The following is a 14,487-nucleotide window of genomic DNA, read 5'->3' on the forward strand; positions in this document are numbered from 1 at the left end:
TGCCAACTTCCGTCACGCCTGCAGCCAGTCGCGATGCACGAGGAAGTCGGTATACAACGCCGCTTCGGGACTGCCCGCTTCCGGGTGCCAGTCGTAGCGCCACTTGACCACGGGCGGCATCGACATCAGGATCGCCTCTGTGCGTCCGCCCGACTGCAGGCCGAACAGGGTACCGCGGTCGAAGACCAGGTTGAACTCGACATAGCGTCCGCGCCGGTAGCACTGGAAATCGCGTTCGCGTTCGCCGTAGGGCGTGTCCTTGCGCCGCGCCAGGATCGGCACGTAGGCGTCGATGAAAGCGTCGCCCGCGCTGCGCAGCATGGCAAAGCTGTCGTCAAAACCCAGAGCGTTGAAGTCGTCGAAGAAGATCCCGCCGGCGCCGCGCGCTTCGCGCCGGTGCTTCAGGTAGAAGTAATCGTCGCACCACTGCTTGAACTTCGGATGCAGTTCCGCGCCAAACGGCGCCAGCGCATCATGGCACACCTGATGGAAGTGCTTCACGTCGCCCGCGTCGCCGTAATACGGCGTCAAGTCCATGCCGCCGCCGAACCACCATACGGGTTCGCCATCGGTATTCACGGTGCTGAAAAAGCGCACGTTCATGTGCACCGTGGGCGCGTAGGGATTGCGCGGATGCAGCACCAGCGACACGCCCATCGCTTCCCATGCCTTGCCGCCCAGTTCAGGGCGCGCGGCCGCGGCCGATGGCGGCAGTGCTGCGCCGGTGACGTGCGAAAAATTCACGCCGCCCCGCTCGAACACATTGCCTTCCTCGATCAGCCGCGAAATGCCGCCGCCGCCCTCGGGGCGCTGCCAGGCATCGGTCAGGAAGGGCTTGCCGTCCTGCGCTTCGAGCGCCTGCACGATACGGCTTTGCAAATCGAGCAAATAAGCCTTGACGGCCGAAGGAGAGGGAGTTGACGACATCGCGTGGGCCGACGAGGCCGAAATAAAAAGTAAGGACGGATTGTACCCTGTTACGCGTTTTTGTGATAGGGCGGCGCTGGCGCTGTGGTTTTGCGGCTGGCCGCGCGCACCGTCCGCGGCCAGCGCCTTCTACAGCACGCGCAATTGCTGCAGCACGGGCAGTGCGTCCCGCATGAATTCCTCGATGGCGGCGTTGAGCAGCTGCTGATGCGCGGCCTCGTCTGCGCATGCAGCGCCATCCTTGAGCAGGCGGCGCCCGCACTGCGCCATGGCGGTGGCCGCCTGCGCCTGCAGGGTGACCAGGTCCGGCTGCTCGCGCTCCTGGCTCAGCAGCGAAAACAGCAGCCGGTCGATGAATTCCGTGTCGATACCGCTGCCTGTCAATGGCGAGCACAGGATGCGGTAGTCGTCGCCGTAGCGCAGCTGCGCGCCGGTGGCCCGGTTCAGGCGGTGCGCGGCCGCGTCGCCATTGTCGCCCTGCGCCTCATTTGGAAAATACATCACGACCTGGCTGCCGGTGACCAGCATGGCCGCCACCTCCGCCAGGCTTTGCACGCTCTGTCCGGGCAAGGAAGGCAGTGCGGCCAATTCGGCCAGGCTATGCGGGCCGTTCGCCAGCGCGTCGCAGACGGCGCCGTAGACCTGCTCGTTGCCTGTCACGACGCCGGCCTTGGTCTGGAAGGTAAAAGTCATTTTTGCGCGCGGCACCAGCATGGCCAGGTGTACGTCGGCGTAGCATTCGGCCTGGCGCACCGTCCCCATGCGCCGCGCGCCGCGTACCAGCACATCCTTGCGGAAGCTGGTGTCGAGAAAATAATCCTTCGTCGTTTCGCGCATGGCCGCGTCGGGCAGCAAGTCGATGGTGGCTTGCTGGTCGGCGTTCAGATACAGCTCGGGAAAGGCAAAAGGCAGGTCGGACGAGCCGGCAAAATCGAGCTTGGCGCGCGCCACATCGCGCATCACGTCGGCGTGGTACAGCGGTTCCCAGTTCTGGTTCAGGTATTCATGCACGCTGTAATGGGGATCGCTGTTGATGAGCGCATTGAGGCGCGGCGCGAGTGCGGGATTGGCCGTGATGTAGCCGGCCTGCAGGTTCTGCAACTGCTGCACATAGGCGATGCCAGCCTGCATCTGCAAGTCGCTGCGGCCGGGGAAGCTGGCGGCAAACTCCAGCAGCAGGCGTTGCAGGGGCAGGGCGGAACTCCATCCAGGCATGGCGTTATAGCTGAGTGAAACGATACCGCCCGGTTTCAGATAGCGTGCAATGAAGTCGACGATATGCTGGCGGTTCTCCCGGTTGACCCAAGTGTAGATGCCGTGCAAGGTAATGAAGTCGAACTGCGGCAGATCGGGCACGCGGCCCTGGGCCAATTCTTCAAAGCTGTTTTCCAGCAGGGTCAGATTGCCCAACTGTGCCTTTGCCGCCAGGGCGCGTGCGCCGGCGACATGGGCCGGATTGAAATCGTTGCCGTAGAACTGGCCGTTGGGGTTGGCTGCGGCCAGTACGTTGAGCGTCTGGCCGCGCCCGAAGCCCAGTTCAAAGTAGGTGTAGGGTTGATCCAGGGGCACTGGTTCGATGCCGTTGAGGATGCAGCTGAAATTGAGGTGATGCGGACTCAGGTCGCTGTAAAAACCGTTGGTGTACTCGATATCCGACACGTATCCTTCATTCCAGGTCATGGCTTCCCCGCATTGGTGGCAAAACGGCAGTATGCCATCATGGCCGCCGGCGCGGGAAGTGCGCCGTGCATTAGCGTGCCGGCGGCGCAGCGTTCTCCTGCACCACAGTGATGGACAGGTCCGGCCCGCCGGGCACGCGCGCACTCTCCACGGCCTGCGCGGCGCGCTGCTGCAGATCGGGCCGCTCGGTGCCTTGCCCGGCGACGGGGACGGCGGGGGCGGACGGCTGCCTCGAGACGATGGTGCGGACCACAAAGGCCAGCACCAGCAGTAGCAGCGCGGCCATCACCCATGTGCCCGGGCGGGCATAGGCGGGGCGGGCCTGCCGCGCGGCGGCGTCGACGATGAGACAGGCCAGTTCCGAGCCGCGCTGGCGTGTGCGCAGGCGCAGCGCCTCGAATTGTTGCGCCGTCAGGGTGCCTTGCCGGAGCATGTCGCGCAGGGCGGCGACCGGCGAGGCGAGCAGGCGGTCCGCCGGCAAGCTGGCGTGCGCGGCATCGCGTTGCCACTGGTCGAGCAGGTCTTCGTCGTACAGGGTGTCGATGGCCTGGCGGTTGACCAGCGTTAGCGCGTCGGCGGCCAGTTGCTGACGCTCGAGCAGGGCCGCGCCGTCATGCTGGCGCGGCAGGTCGCGCACGCGCCGCAGGAAGTCGTCCTGCGGCAGCAGGTCGGTGCGCAGCAGCCATGCCAGGGTGTCGGCGAGACCTGCGCCGGCGGCCAGTCGTGGCATGTCGACATCGTCCTCGTCGGGCTGGGCGAGGATGTCCAGTTCGTCCATCGCCTCGCCGAGTTCCTGGGGCGTGATCATGCCGAGCCGGCGCAGTTCGGCGAGGGAGGGATGGGAGCGTGTGGTCATGGGCTGTAATTTTGTCAGGAAGGCAAAATCTTAGCGCAGATGCCGGTTTCCCGGCGCGCCTATGCACACGGGGCCGGGACGGATAATCTCCGCGCCGGCCCCGCCGTTCGCCGCCAGGGGCGTGCTTAGTGCTTCAAACCGCGCCAGCCGATGTCGCGGCGGTACTGCGCGCCATCGAAATGGATTTTTTCCACGGTCTCATACGCCTGCTTCTGCGCCATCTTGATGCTGTCGCCCAGGCCCACCACGCACAGCACGCGCCCGCCGTTGGTGACCAGGCGTTCGCCGTCGATGCGGGTGCCCGCATGGAAGGTGACGGAGTCCGCCGTTTCGGCCGGGATGTCGCCGATCGGCGTGCCCTTGACGGGATCGTCCGGGTAGCCGGCGGCGGCCATGACGACGCCGACGGCCGTGCGGCGGTCCCATTCCAGTTCCACGGCGTCGAGCGTGCCGTTGACGGCGTGTTCCATGACGGTGACCAGGTCGGTCTTCAGGCGCGCCATGATGGGCTGCGTTTCCGGGTCGCCCATGCGGCAGTTGAATTCCAGCGTCTTCGGCGTCCCCTTGTCGTCGATCATCAGGCCTGCGTACAGGAAGCCCGTGAACGTGATGCCGTCCTTGGCCATGCCCTGGATGGTTGGCACGATGATTTCGCGCATGACGCGCGCATGCATGGCCGGCGTGACGATGGGGGCCGGCGAATACGCGCCCATGCCGCCCGTGTTCGGGCCCTGGTCGTGGTCCTTCAGGCGCTTGTGGTCCTGGCTGGTGGCCAGCGGCAGGATGTTCTTGCCGTCGCACATGACGATGAAGCTCGCTTCTTCGCCGGCGAGGAATTCCTCGATGACGATGCGCGCGCCGGCGTCGCCGAACTGGTTATCGGACAGCATCATGTCGACCGCCTGGTGCGCTTCTTCCAGGCTCATGGCAACGACGACGCCCTTGCCGGCGGCCAGGCCGTCGGCCTTGATGACGATCGGCGCGCCCATGGCGTCGATGTAGGCGTGCGCGGGAGCGACGTCGGAGAAGGTCTGGTAGGCGGCCGTCGGGATGCCGTGGCGCTGCATGAAGGCCTTGGCGAAGTCCTTCGACGATTCCAGCTGCGCCGCTTCCTTGGTCGGGCCGAAGATCTTCAGGCCGCGCGAGCGGAACAGGTTGACGATACCGGCCGCCAGCGGCACTTCCGGGCCGACGACGGTCAGGCCGATGTGTTCCTGCTGAACGAAGTCGGCCAGCAATTGCGGGTCGCTGATGTCGAGATTGACCAGGCGCGCATCGCGCGCGGTGCCGCCGTTGCCCGGTGCGACATACACCATCTGTATGCGTTCGGACTGGGCCAGTTTCCAGGCCAGGGCGTGTTCGCGGCCGCCAGAGCCGACTACCAGAATTTTCATAGGGACCGTTCGTTCAGTGTGGGTTGCAGGGCGGCGGTGCCGCCCTTGTGTGCAGAGTGATTAATTCTCAATGAGGGCGTTGGTGAACACTTCCTGGACGTCGTCCAGCAGTTCCAGCGCATCGATCAGCTTTTGCATCTTGATGGCGTCGTCGCCCGCATACACGGTTTCCGTCGCCGGCTTCATGATGACTTCGGCCACTTCGGCCTTGAAGCCGGCCGCTTCCAGCGCTTCCTTGACGGCGGCGAAATCGTGTACGGGGGTCAGCACTTCGAAGCCGCCTTCCTCGTCGGCGATGACGTCTTCGGCGCCCGCTTCCAGGGCCGCTTCCATCAGCTTGTCTTCGTCGGTGCCCGGCGCGAACAGCAGCTGGCCGCAGTGCTGGAACATGAAGGCGACGGAGCCTTCGTTGCCCATGTTGCCGCCGTTCTTGTTGAAGGCGTTGCGCACTTCGGCCACCGTGCGCACGCGGTTGTCGGTCATGCATTCGACGATGACGGCCGCGCCGCCCACGCCGTAGCCTTCGTAGCGCACTTCCTCGTAGTTGGCGCCGTCGACGCCGCCGCTGCCGCGGTTGATCGCGCGCTGGACGTTGTCTTTCGGCATATTGGCGTCAGCCGCCTTGTCGACGGCCAGGCGCAGGCGCGGATTGGCCGCGATATCGGCGCCGCCCATGCGGGCCGCGACCGTGATTTCCTTGATCAGGCGCGTCCAGATTTTGCCGCGCTTGGCATCGGTGGCAGCCTTTTTATGCTTGATATTGGCCCATTTGCTATGTCCTGCCATGTCGAATCTTCCTTAGACGGGTGTTCAATTGTGGCCGACATTTTAGCATATCGGCCCCCTGCGAAGCGGCATGGCCCCGTCATCAGGATGACACAATCTGTTGCTAAAGTGACGCGCTTTCACCATATCGAGGACGCGACATCATGGCAAGTCAAATGGACAGACGGCAATTTCTGAAATTGGGCGGCTTCATTACGGTTTCCGTGGCCACCGCCGGGCTCACGGCCTGCGGCAGCAGCGATCACAGCGATCCTGGCGTGCCGCTGGCCTCGGGCAGCGACTGGAAATTCCCGCAAAGCGTGGCTTCGGGCGACCCGCGCGCCGACAGCGCCATGCTGTGGACGCGCGTCGTGCCCGCCAGTTTCGACGCCGTCGCGCCCGCCGTGGCCGGTAAATCGGACGTCGCCGTGCGCCTGATCGTCAGCGCCGCCGACAATACGGCCGCCCTGGGCGGCAATACGGCCCTGGCCGGCACGCCCATCGTGGACGCCAAGCTGCCCCTGAAAGCCGATTTCGACAATACCCTACGCCACAAGGTGACGGGATTACAGCCGGGCCAGGTGTATTTTTATCAGTTCATCGCCGGCGACGTGCGCTCGAACGTGGGCCGTTTCAAGACGGCGCCGGCTGCGACCAGCGACGTGTCGCAGCTGCAGTTCGCCTACCTGACGTGCCAGGACTGGAGCATCAACCACTGGGGCGCGCTGTCGCACATCGCCGCCAACGAATCGCTCGATTTCATCGTCCACCTGGGCGACTACATCTATGAAACGGTGGGCGAGGCCTTCCAGAGCGGCGCCGTGGAAAGCCGCCACGACCAGTTGAAATTGCCAGATGGCACATATAAAAGCGGCACCTCCGGCGCGAAATACGCGACGACCGTGGCCGATTACCGCTACCTGTACAAGAAATACCGCACCGATACGCGCCTGCAAGCCGTGCACGAGCGCTTCGCCTTCATCGCCATCTGGGACGACCACGAATTCACGGACGACGCCTGGCAGGATGCCTCCACCTACGAAGGCATCGTGGCGACGGATGGCAGCGATCTGCACCAGCCGGCCCGCCGCCGCAGCGCCAACCAGGCATGGTTCGAATACATGCCGGCCGACGTCACGTTCGATGCCGCCGCGACAACGTTCCAGAACATCCAGATCTACCGCGATTTCCAGTTCGGCAAACTGATGCAGCTGGTGATGACGGACGAGCGCCTGTACCGCGCCGACCATGCGGTCGCCGAGTCGACCATCAATCCCGCCACGGGCAAGCCGTTGGGCAGCATCGGCAGCCGCTACCTGGTGCCGCAAGCGCTGTTCGACAGCGTGGAAGGGCAGAAAATGGCGGCCGCCACCAAGGCCGGCGCCGACCCGCTGGCCGCCGTCGGCATGCTGGGCACGACCCAGCGCGACTGGTGGAAGGGCAAGATGAAGGCGGCCACCTCGACCTGGAAGCTGTGGGGCAATGAAGTGTCGCTGTTGCGCATGGGCTTGAATGGCACGGATGCGATTGCCACCCTGCTGGCGCTGAGCGCCATGTCGAAAGTGGGCCAGGCCATCGCCAGCACCCTGCCGCTGGTGGGCGGCAGCGTGCCGCTGGCCTGCGCCATCGTGGCCGCTTCGACGACCGGTGCATCGCAGGCCGTGGCGCAAGCGGCGGCCATGGCGATCGCCGGCGCGGCCGCCAACGCCAGCGCGCAGGGCGCCGCTGCCGTGGGCGCCGGTTTGAGCGCGGCCCAGGCCGGTATCACGGTAGCCGCCTACAACAGCGGCTCGCCGGCCGCCGCCGCACAGGTGATCGCCTTCGGCTGGATCAAGCCCGACGTGCAGGCCAAGGGCGCCGCCTCAAGTTTCGTCGCCGCGTCGGGCCAGCAAGCGGCGCTGGCGCCGTTCTTCACGCGCTTCCTGCTCAATTGCGACCAGTGGGACGGCTACAACAGCGAGCGCAAGAACCTGATGGCGCACCTGAAAAACAATGCCATCGGCAACGTGGTGGCCATCACGGGTGATATCCACTCGTTCTTCGCCGGCACGGTCAGCGACGACTTCGACGCGGCCGGCGGCGGCACGCCCGTCATGGTGGACCTCGTGTCGGCCGGCGTCAGCTCGGATTCCTTCTTCAGCTACCTGAAGTCGGCCGCCGGCGCCATGGGCGACATCGGCACCCTCGTCAGCTACCCGCTGGCCATTCCCGTGACGGGCCTGGGCACGGTCAACCTCGACGTCAACCTGCTCGACTACACCATGGGCAAGGCCGCGCCCACCGTTGACAGCCTGCTGGAACAATTGCGCGTGCAGTTGCGCGGCGCGCTGGCCGCCAAGGGCGTGCCGGAGGCGCAACTGGACGCGACGGTCGCTGCCGTGCAGGCTGGCTTGAAAGCGAGCACTGACTTCAGCGCGACCTTGCTGGGCCTGGCGCAGCAATTGTCCGGCCTGGGCAACAACCCGTGGATCAAGCACCTGAACACGGATGCGCAGGGCTACACGGTGGTCACCTTGACGCCTGGCAAGCTGGTGGCGCAGTTCAAGCAGGTGAATAAACTGATCGGCACGGCGGCGCCTTCGAACGTGATTGCGCGCGTGACGACGGCCACGGTCACGGCGGGCGCGGCGGCGGTGGTGGTGGCGTAAAGGGTAGGTCGGATTAGCGCGGCCATGCCGCGCGTAATCCGACAACATGGTTGGCGGGGATGGGGGCGGGTTACGTTGCGGTGGTGTCGGGTTACGCCCTTTGGGCTAACCCGACCTACGCCCCACCCACGCCGTCTTTGGCTTTTGCCATTACAATCTGGGCATGAGCCCCAGTTCCCCGCAAGCAACCCCTCCATCTATTCCCCGTTCCGTCTACCTCGGTGGCCTGGCCATCGCCGTGGGCGGTGCGGTGCTGTTTTCCACCAAGGCCATCGTCGCCAAGCTGCTGTACCGCTACCAGATCGATGCCGTCACCCTGATCGCCTTCAGGATGATCTTTTCGCTGCCCGTGTTCGCCGTCATCGCCTGGTGGAAGATGCGCACGGAGCCGCCGCTGTCGACCAGCGACCGCTGGCGCCTGGTCGGTCTGGGTCTCGTCGGCTATTACCTGTCCAGCTATCTGGACTTCCTGGGCCTGCAATATATTTCCGTTGGGCTGGAACGGCTGATCCTGTTTCTCACGCCGACCTTCGTACTCTTGATTACCACCGTGTACTTCAAGCAGCGCATCAGCCGCCTGCAGTGGCTGGCCTTGCTCACCTCATATTGCGGCATCGTGCTGGTGTTCGTGCATGACTTGCAGGGCGGCGCCAGCAATGTGGCCCTCGGTTCGACCCTCGTGCTGGGCTCGGCCTGCTCGTATGCCGTGTACCTGCTGGGTTCAGGCGAACTGGTGAAACGCATCGGCTCCATGCGCCTGGTCAGCTATGCGATGTGCGTGGCCAGCTTTGCCTGCATCGCCCAGTTTTTCATCCTGCGCCCCGTCGAATTGCTGATCCAGCCCATGCCCGTGTATGGCTTGTCATTGCTTAATGGCATCTTTTGCACGGTGATGCCCGTCTTTATGACGATGATCGCCGTCGAACGCATCGGCGCGCCCGTCGCTTCGCAGGCGGGCATGATCGGCCCCGTCTCGACCCTGTTCCTGGGCGCCATGATCCTCGATGAACCGATCACCAACTGGCAACTGGCTGGCACCAGCCTGGTATTGGCCGGTATTTACTTGCTGTCGAAAAAGAAATAATTCCTCCACCCACTGAAAACGCCCTTACCATGAAAACACGCATCGCCCTGATTGCCCACGACAAGAAAAAAGATGACATGATTACCCTGGCGGGCGAATACCTGGACTTTTTGCAGGGCTGTGAATTGTCGGCCACGGGCACCACGGGCGGCCGCCTGATCAACGAGCTGGGCCTGGCGGTCGAGCGCAAGCATTCCGGCCCGTTCGGCGGCGACTTGCAGATCGGCTCGCTGCTGGTGGAAGGCTTGATCGATTGCGTGATCTTCCTGCGCGACCCGATGACGCCGCAGCCGCACGAGCCGGACATCAATGCCCTGGTGCGCGCCTGCGACGTGCACAACGTGGCGTGCGCAACGAATTTGTCGTCGGCGCACCTGTTGCTGTCGCAGCTGCAGGCGCGGGCCAGCGCGGCCGCCTGACGTTTTTCCCAATTCTTCTAGGAGCATATTGTGAGCGCAACGATTACCACCAAGGCCATCCGCGTACAGCGCGTGGGCGGCCCGGAAGTGATGGAATACGTGGACGTGGAACTGCCGCCGCCGGGGCCCGGCGAGGCGCGCGTGAAACACGAGGCGATCGGCCTCAATTTCATCGACGTGTATTTCCGCACGGGCCTGTATCCGCAGCCGCTGCCCAATGGCCTCGGCGTCGAAGGCGCGGGCATCGTCGAGGCGGTGGGCGAGGGCGTCACGGAAGTGAAGGTCGGCGACCGCGTGGCCTACGCGGCGCGTATCAATGGCGCCTATGCGCAGCAGCGCAACCTGCCGGCGGCCCTGCTGCTGGTGCTGCCCGAGCGCATCGGTTTTGATACGGCCGCCGCCATGATGCTGCAAGGCTTGACGGTGCAATACCTGTTCCACCGCACGGTGGCGCTGAAGGCGGGCGATACCATCCTGTTCCACGCGGCCGCTGGCGGTGTGGGCCTGATCGCCTGCCAGTGGGCCAAGGTGCTGGGCGTGAACCTGATCGGCACGGCCGGTTCCGATGAAAAGGCGGCGCTGGCCAAGGCGCACGGCGCGGCCCACGTCATCAACTACAACACGGAAAACTTCGTCGAGCGCGTGCGCGAGATCACGGGCGGCAAGGGCGTCTCCGTGGTCTACGATTCCATCGGCAAGGACACGTTTACGGGCTCGCTCGACTGCCTGGCGCCGTTGGGCATGATGGTCAGCTTCGGCAACGCTTCCGGTCCCGTGCCGGCATTTACGCTGAGCGAACTGGCCTCGCGCGGCTCGCTCTTCATCACGCGCCCGGCCCTGTTCAGCTATGCCTCGAACCGTGCCAACCTGGAAGAGATGGCGGCCTCGCTGTTCGGCGTCGTCAGCAGCGGCGAAGTGCAGATCGAGATCAACCAGCGCTACAGCCTGGCCAATATCGCCCAGGCGCACACGGACCTGGAAGGGCGCAAGACGACTGGTTCGACCATCATCGTGCCATGAGCGGCCCACATGACGGCGCGCCGAAGTTCGGCCGCCTGCTGCTCGTGCTGTTATTGGCCGTGGCCCTGATCGGCGCGCTCACCTTTGCCGCCGAGGCATATTATTCTTAAATATGAAAAAAACCGGCTTGCGCATTGCTGCACAAGCCGGTTTTTTTGTATTGCGACGTCATTATTCTATTTTGACTTCGACTTTCCGTGGCACGCCGCTCTGGCCGGGGAAGTCGGCAAAGGCGCTCGCCACCATGGCCGGCATCACTTGCGACGTGGCGCGCTTGTTGCTGGTCGATTGCACGGTCACGTCGTACAGTTTCTTGCCGCTGCGGTCATTGATCGTCACGCGCAATTCGCGTTCGTACTTATGGCGTACGCTCTCTTCCATTTCCAGCGGGCCATACCAATAGGGGTTGTAGCCGAAGCGGCCATAGCCTGGCCATGCGCCGTAGCGGTAGCCGTAGCGGCCAGGCCAGTAGCCGGGACCATACCAGAACGGGTCGGTGGCCTGCAGCACGCGTTCAGGATAGTCGACGGTGGAAAAATTCATTGCCACGCGCAAATTGGCCGCCGCGGGGCCGGAAGCTTCGCCGAAGCCGTGCTTGGCCAGTTCCGCGCGCACCAGGTTCTGGTAGCTGCGGTATTCCAGCGTGTCGTCTTCCGCCGCTGGCGCTTCAAATGCATACGATTTGTCCTGCAATTGCGCGGGCCACTCATGGAAGACGGTGACATCGCTGCGTATGGTGGTGGCGCATCCGGTCAGCAACACGGTCAATGCGGCCATCATGATGGTGAGATAACGTTTCATTGCATGACCTCCTGATTAGTAGACACAATTCATCGCTTAGTATTATAAGAATAGTTCTATTTGTTTCTATTCATTATTACAGAATGTTACCGAGCATGTCGGCGTGTAAGGGAATCCAACATTCCTGAGCTGAATCGCGACGAGCGGGGGCTGGTGTTGGTAAAATAGGCTTTTGCCTCCGCTCCCACCCAAATCCCTATGCGCACAGACAGCCCTCAGACGATTTACCGCAAAGATTACACGCCGCCCAGCTTCCTGGTCGACAGCGTCGAACTTGGTTTCGATCTTGATCCCGCCCGCACAGTGGTGGCGAGCCGGATCCGCATGCGCCACAACCCTGCCAGCAGCAGCCGCAGCATCGAATTGCATGGCGAACACATCGAACTGGTGATGATACGCCTGAACGGCAAGGTATTGAAGCCGTCGCAATACAAGCTGACGGCCGGCATGCTGACCATCCCCAAGGCCCCGGACGAGGTGCTGCTCGATATCGAGACCGTGCTGGCGCCGCAGGACAATACCTCGCTGTCCGGCTTGTACGTGTCGAACCATAATTTCTTCACGCAGTGCGAAGCGGAAGGCTTCCGCCGCATCACCTTCTTCCCGGACCGCCCGGATGTGATGGCCAGGTACACGGTCATGCTGCGCGCCGACAAGGAACGCTATCCGGTGCTGCTATCGAACGGCAACCTGATCGAAGAGGGCGACCTGGGCGACGGCCGCCATTACGCCAAGTGGGAAGACCCTTTCAAGAAACCGTCCTACCTGTTCGCCTTGGTGGCGGCGCGCCTGGTGTGCCAGGAAGAGCGTTACACCTTGAAATCGGGCCGCGAAGTGCTGCTGCAGGTGTGGGTGGAAGAGGGCAACCTCGATAAGACCGATTACGCCATGCAGTCGCTGAAAAACTCGATCCGCTGGGACGAGGAACGCTTCGGCCTGGAACTGGACCTGGACCGCTTCATGATCGTCGCCGTGGGCGACTTCAACATGGGCGCCATGGAAAACAAGGGCCTGAACATCTTCAACACCAAGTACGTGCTGGCCAACTCGCGCGTGGCGACCGACGTCGATTACGCGGGCATCGAAGCGGTAGTGGGCCATGAATACTTCCATAACTGGACCGGCAACCGCGTGACGTGCCGCGACTGGTTCCAGCTGTCGCTGAAGGAAGGCTTGACGGTATTCCGCGACCAGGAATTCTCGGCTGACATGATCGGCACGGACACGGGCCGCGCCGTCACGCGCATCGACCAGGTGCGTACGCTGCGCCAGGCGCAGTTCCCCGAAGACGCGGGCCCGATGGCCCATCCCGTGCGTCCCGACTCTTTCGTCGAGATCAATAACTTTTATACGGTCACCATTTACGAGAAGGGCGCCGAAGTGGTGCGCATGTACCAGACCCTGGTCGGCCGCGACGGTTTCCGCAAGGGTATGGACCTGTATTTCGAACGCCACGATGGCCAGGCCGTGCAGTGCGACGACTTCCGCGCCGCCATGGCGGACGCGAATGGCCGCGACTTCAGCCAGTTCGAACGCTGGTACAGCCAGGCCGGCACGCCCGTCGTCACCGCTTCCACGCGCTACGACGCCGCCAGCCGGACGTTCGAGCTGACCCTGGCGCAAAGCTGTCCCGCCACGCCGGGCCAGCCGAAAAAACTGCCTTTCCACATTCCCGTCACCGTCGGCTTGCTGGCCGCCGATGGCAGCGACCTGCCGCTGCACGTGGATGGCGTGGCGTCGAACGGCGCGGCCAGCGTGGTGCTGGAATTGACGCAGGCGTCGCAGACGTTCCGCTTCACGCAGGTGACGGAAGAACCCGTGCCATCGCTGCTGCGCGATTTTTCCGCGCCAGTGGTGCTGGAATACGGCTATACCGACGCGGAGCTGCTGCACCTGTTCCGTCACGACAGCGATCCCGTGAACCGCTGGGAAGCGGGCCAGCGCCTGGCCATGGAGCGCCTGCTGAAACTGACCGCCGCCGTCGCCGCCGGCGAGCCCCTGGCGCTGGACGACACCTTCATCGCCGCGCAGCGCGCCCTGCTGGCCGACGACACGCTCGATCCTGCCTTCCGCGAGCTGGCCCTGATCCTGCCGTCGGAAACCATCATCGCCGAGCGCATGGCGCAAGTCGACCCGCAGGCGATCCATGCGGCGCGCCAGTTCATGCGCCGCACCATCGCGACAGCCCTGAAACCTGAATTGCTGGCGCAGTACCACGCCAACCAGACGCCGGGCGAATACAGCCCCGACGCCCTGTCGGCCGGAAAGCGCGCGCTGAAAAACCTGGCCCTGTCGTATCTGCTGATCGCGCCCGAAGCGGAGGAGCTGGACCTGGCGCGGCTGCAGTTCGACAATGCCGGCAACATGACGGACCGCGCCGCGGCGCTGGCGGCGCTGATTCATTCCGGCTCGCAGCCGCATGCGCAGGCGGCCTTGAGCAGTTTCTATGCCGACTTCGAGAACGAGGCGCTGGTGGTCGACAAATGGTTCGCCATGCAGGCGGCCGCGCCGACGACCGACGTGCAAGCCGTGCGCCAGCTGATGACGCATCCGGCGTTCACCTTGAAAAACCCGAACCGTGCGCGCAGCCTGATCTTCAATTTCACCAATGGCAATCCATCGCAATTCCATGCGTCTGACGGCAGCGGCTACGCCTTCTGGGCCGAGCAGGTCATCGCGCTCGACGCCCTGAATCCGCAGGTGGCCGCCCGCCTGGCGCGCTCCATGGACCGCTGGCGCCGTTACGTGCCGGCGCTGCAAGGCCACATGCGCGACGCGCTGGAGCAAGTCGCCGGCCAGGCCAGTTTGTCGAACGACGTGATGGAAGTGGTCAGCAAGGCATTGGCCAATTGACGGTGTGTCGGATTACGCCCTGCGGGCTGATCCGACCTAC

11 protein-coding genes are annotated in these 14,487 nt (G+C 64.0%); 5 read left to right on the forward strand and 6 right to left on the reverse strand.

Annotation, left to right across the window (positions count from 1 at the left end; all coding sequences use genetic code 11):
- Positions 1-12 precede the first annotated feature (12 nt).
- The 5 genes from hemF to ACRHIG_RS08600 form a co-directional block, all read right to left on the reverse strand.
- A complete protein-coding gene (gene hemF / locus ACRHIG_RS08580) occupies positions 13-927 on the reverse strand; it encodes an oxygen-dependent coproporphyrinogen oxidase (RefSeq protein WP_489629929.1) in 915 nt (304 codons plus the stop codon).
- Between the two features lie 129 nt (positions 928-1,056).
- Positions 1,057-2,607 (reverse strand): class I SAM-dependent methyltransferase, encoded by a 1,551-nt coding sequence (locus ACRHIG_RS08585; RefSeq protein WP_489629930.1) that lies wholly within the window; start codon positions 2,605-2,607, stop codon positions 1,057-1,059.
- 70 nt (positions 2,608-2,677) lie between these two features.
- Positions 2,678-3,463 carry a hypothetical protein gene (locus ACRHIG_RS08590; RefSeq protein ID WP_489629931.1) on the reverse strand — a complete coding sequence of 262 codons (786 nt, stop codon included), beginning with the start codon at positions 3,461-3,463 and terminating at the stop codon, positions 2,678-2,680.
- Positions 3,464-3,588: 125 nt separating this feature from the next.
- The gene (gene purD, locus ACRHIG_RS08595) at positions 3,589-4,857 is read right to left on the reverse strand and encodes a phosphoribosylamine--glycine ligase (RefSeq protein ID WP_489629932.1); all 1,269 of its coding nucleotides are present in this window, start codon (positions 4,855-4,857) and stop codon (positions 3,589-3,591) included.
- Between the two features lie 60 nt (positions 4,858-4,917).
- Complete coding sequence (locus ACRHIG_RS08600) at positions 4,918-5,643, reverse strand: YebC/PmpR family DNA-binding transcriptional regulator (protein WP_152281593.1); 726 nt, start codon at positions 5,641-5,643, stop codon at positions 4,918-4,920.
- 143 nt (positions 5,644-5,786) lie between these two features.
- Between ACRHIG_RS08600 and ACRHIG_RS08605 the strand changes: the two genes are divergently transcribed.
- From ACRHIG_RS08605 to ACRHIG_RS08620, 4 genes are all read left to right on the forward strand, one after another.
- Positions 5,787-8,270: an alkaline phosphatase D family protein gene (locus ACRHIG_RS08605; RefSeq protein WP_489629933.1), complete on the forward strand. Its 2,484-nt coding sequence runs from the start codon at positions 5,787-5,789 to the stop codon at positions 8,268-8,270.
- A 163-nt stretch (positions 8,271-8,433) separates the two neighbouring features.
- The gene (locus ACRHIG_RS08610; protein WP_489629934.1) at positions 8,434-9,354 is read left to right on the forward strand and encodes a DMT family transporter; all 921 of its coding nucleotides are present in this window, start codon (positions 8,434-8,436) and stop codon (positions 9,352-9,354) included.
- Between the two features lie 29 nt (positions 9,355-9,383).
- Entirely contained in the window at positions 9,384-9,773 is a 390-nt protein-coding gene (locus tag ACRHIG_RS08615; protein ID WP_489629935.1) for a methylglyoxal synthase, read from the forward strand.
- A 90-nt stretch (positions 9,774-9,863) separates the two neighbouring features.
- Positions 9,864-10,793 (forward strand): quinone oxidoreductase family protein, encoded by a 930-nt coding sequence (locus tag ACRHIG_RS08620; protein ID WP_489630773.1) that lies wholly within the window; start codon positions 9,864-9,866, stop codon positions 10,791-10,793.
- Positions 10,794-10,964: 171 nt separating this feature from the next.
- Here the strand turns inward: ACRHIG_RS08620 and ACRHIG_RS08625 are convergent, their stop codons facing one another.
- Positions 10,965-11,594 carry a DUF4136 domain-containing protein gene (locus tag ACRHIG_RS08625; protein ID WP_475417942.1) on the reverse strand — a complete coding sequence of 210 codons (630 nt, stop codon included), beginning with the start codon at positions 11,592-11,594 and terminating at the stop codon, positions 10,965-10,967.
- Between the two features lie 198 nt (positions 11,595-11,792).
- Here ACRHIG_RS08625 and pepN point away from each other — a divergent pair, with 198 nt between their 5' ends.
- Positions 11,793-14,447 carry an aminopeptidase N gene (gene pepN, locus ACRHIG_RS08630; protein WP_489629936.1) on the forward strand — a complete coding sequence of 885 codons (2,655 nt, stop codon included), beginning with the start codon at positions 11,793-11,795 and terminating at the stop codon, positions 14,445-14,447.
- Positions 14,448-14,487 lie beyond the last annotated feature (40 nt).

The sequence above is a fragment of the Janthinobacterium sp. C22 genome, assembly GCF_057919405.1.

Excerpts from the sequence above, each read along its gene's own strand:
- hemF (WP_489629929.1), bottom strand. The coding sequence starts at position 927 with ATGTCGTCAACTCCCTCTCCTTCGGCCGTCAAGGCTTATTTGCTCGAT.
- ACRHIG_RS08585 (WP_489629930.1), bottom strand. The coding sequence starts at position 2,607 with ATGACCTGGAATGAAGGATACGTGTCGGATATCGAGTACACCAACGGT.
- ACRHIG_RS08590 (WP_489629931.1), bottom strand. The coding sequence starts at position 3,463 with ATGACCACACGCTCCCATCCCTCCCTCGCCGAACTGCGCCGGCTCGGC.
- purD (WP_489629932.1), bottom strand. The coding sequence starts at position 4,857 with ATGAAAATTCTGGTAGTCGGCTCTGGCGGCCGCGAACACGCCCTGGCC.
- ACRHIG_RS08600 (WP_152281593.1), bottom strand. The coding sequence starts at position 5,643 with ATGGCAGGACATAGCAAATGGGCCAATATCAAGCATAAAAAGGCTGCC.
- ACRHIG_RS08605 (WP_489629933.1), top strand. The coding sequence starts at position 5,787 with ATGGCAAGTCAAATGGACAGACGGCAATTTCTGAAATTGGGCGGCTTC.
- ACRHIG_RS08610 (WP_489629934.1), top strand. The coding sequence starts at position 8,434 with ATGAGCCCCAGTTCCCCGCAAGCAACCCCTCCATCTATTCCCCGTTCC.
- ACRHIG_RS08615 (WP_489629935.1), top strand. The coding sequence starts at position 9,384 with ATGAAAACACGCATCGCCCTGATTGCCCACGACAAGAAAAAAGATGAC.
- ACRHIG_RS08620 (WP_489630773.1), top strand. The coding sequence starts at position 9,864 with ATGGAATACGTGGACGTGGAACTGCCGCCGCCGGGGCCCGGCGAGGCG.
- ACRHIG_RS08625 (WP_475417942.1), bottom strand. The coding sequence starts at position 11,594 with ATGAAACGTTATCTCACCATCATGATGGCCGCATTGACCGTGTTGCTG.
- pepN (WP_489629936.1), top strand. The coding sequence starts at position 11,793 with ATGCGCACAGACAGCCCTCAGACGATTTACCGCAAAGATTACACGCCG.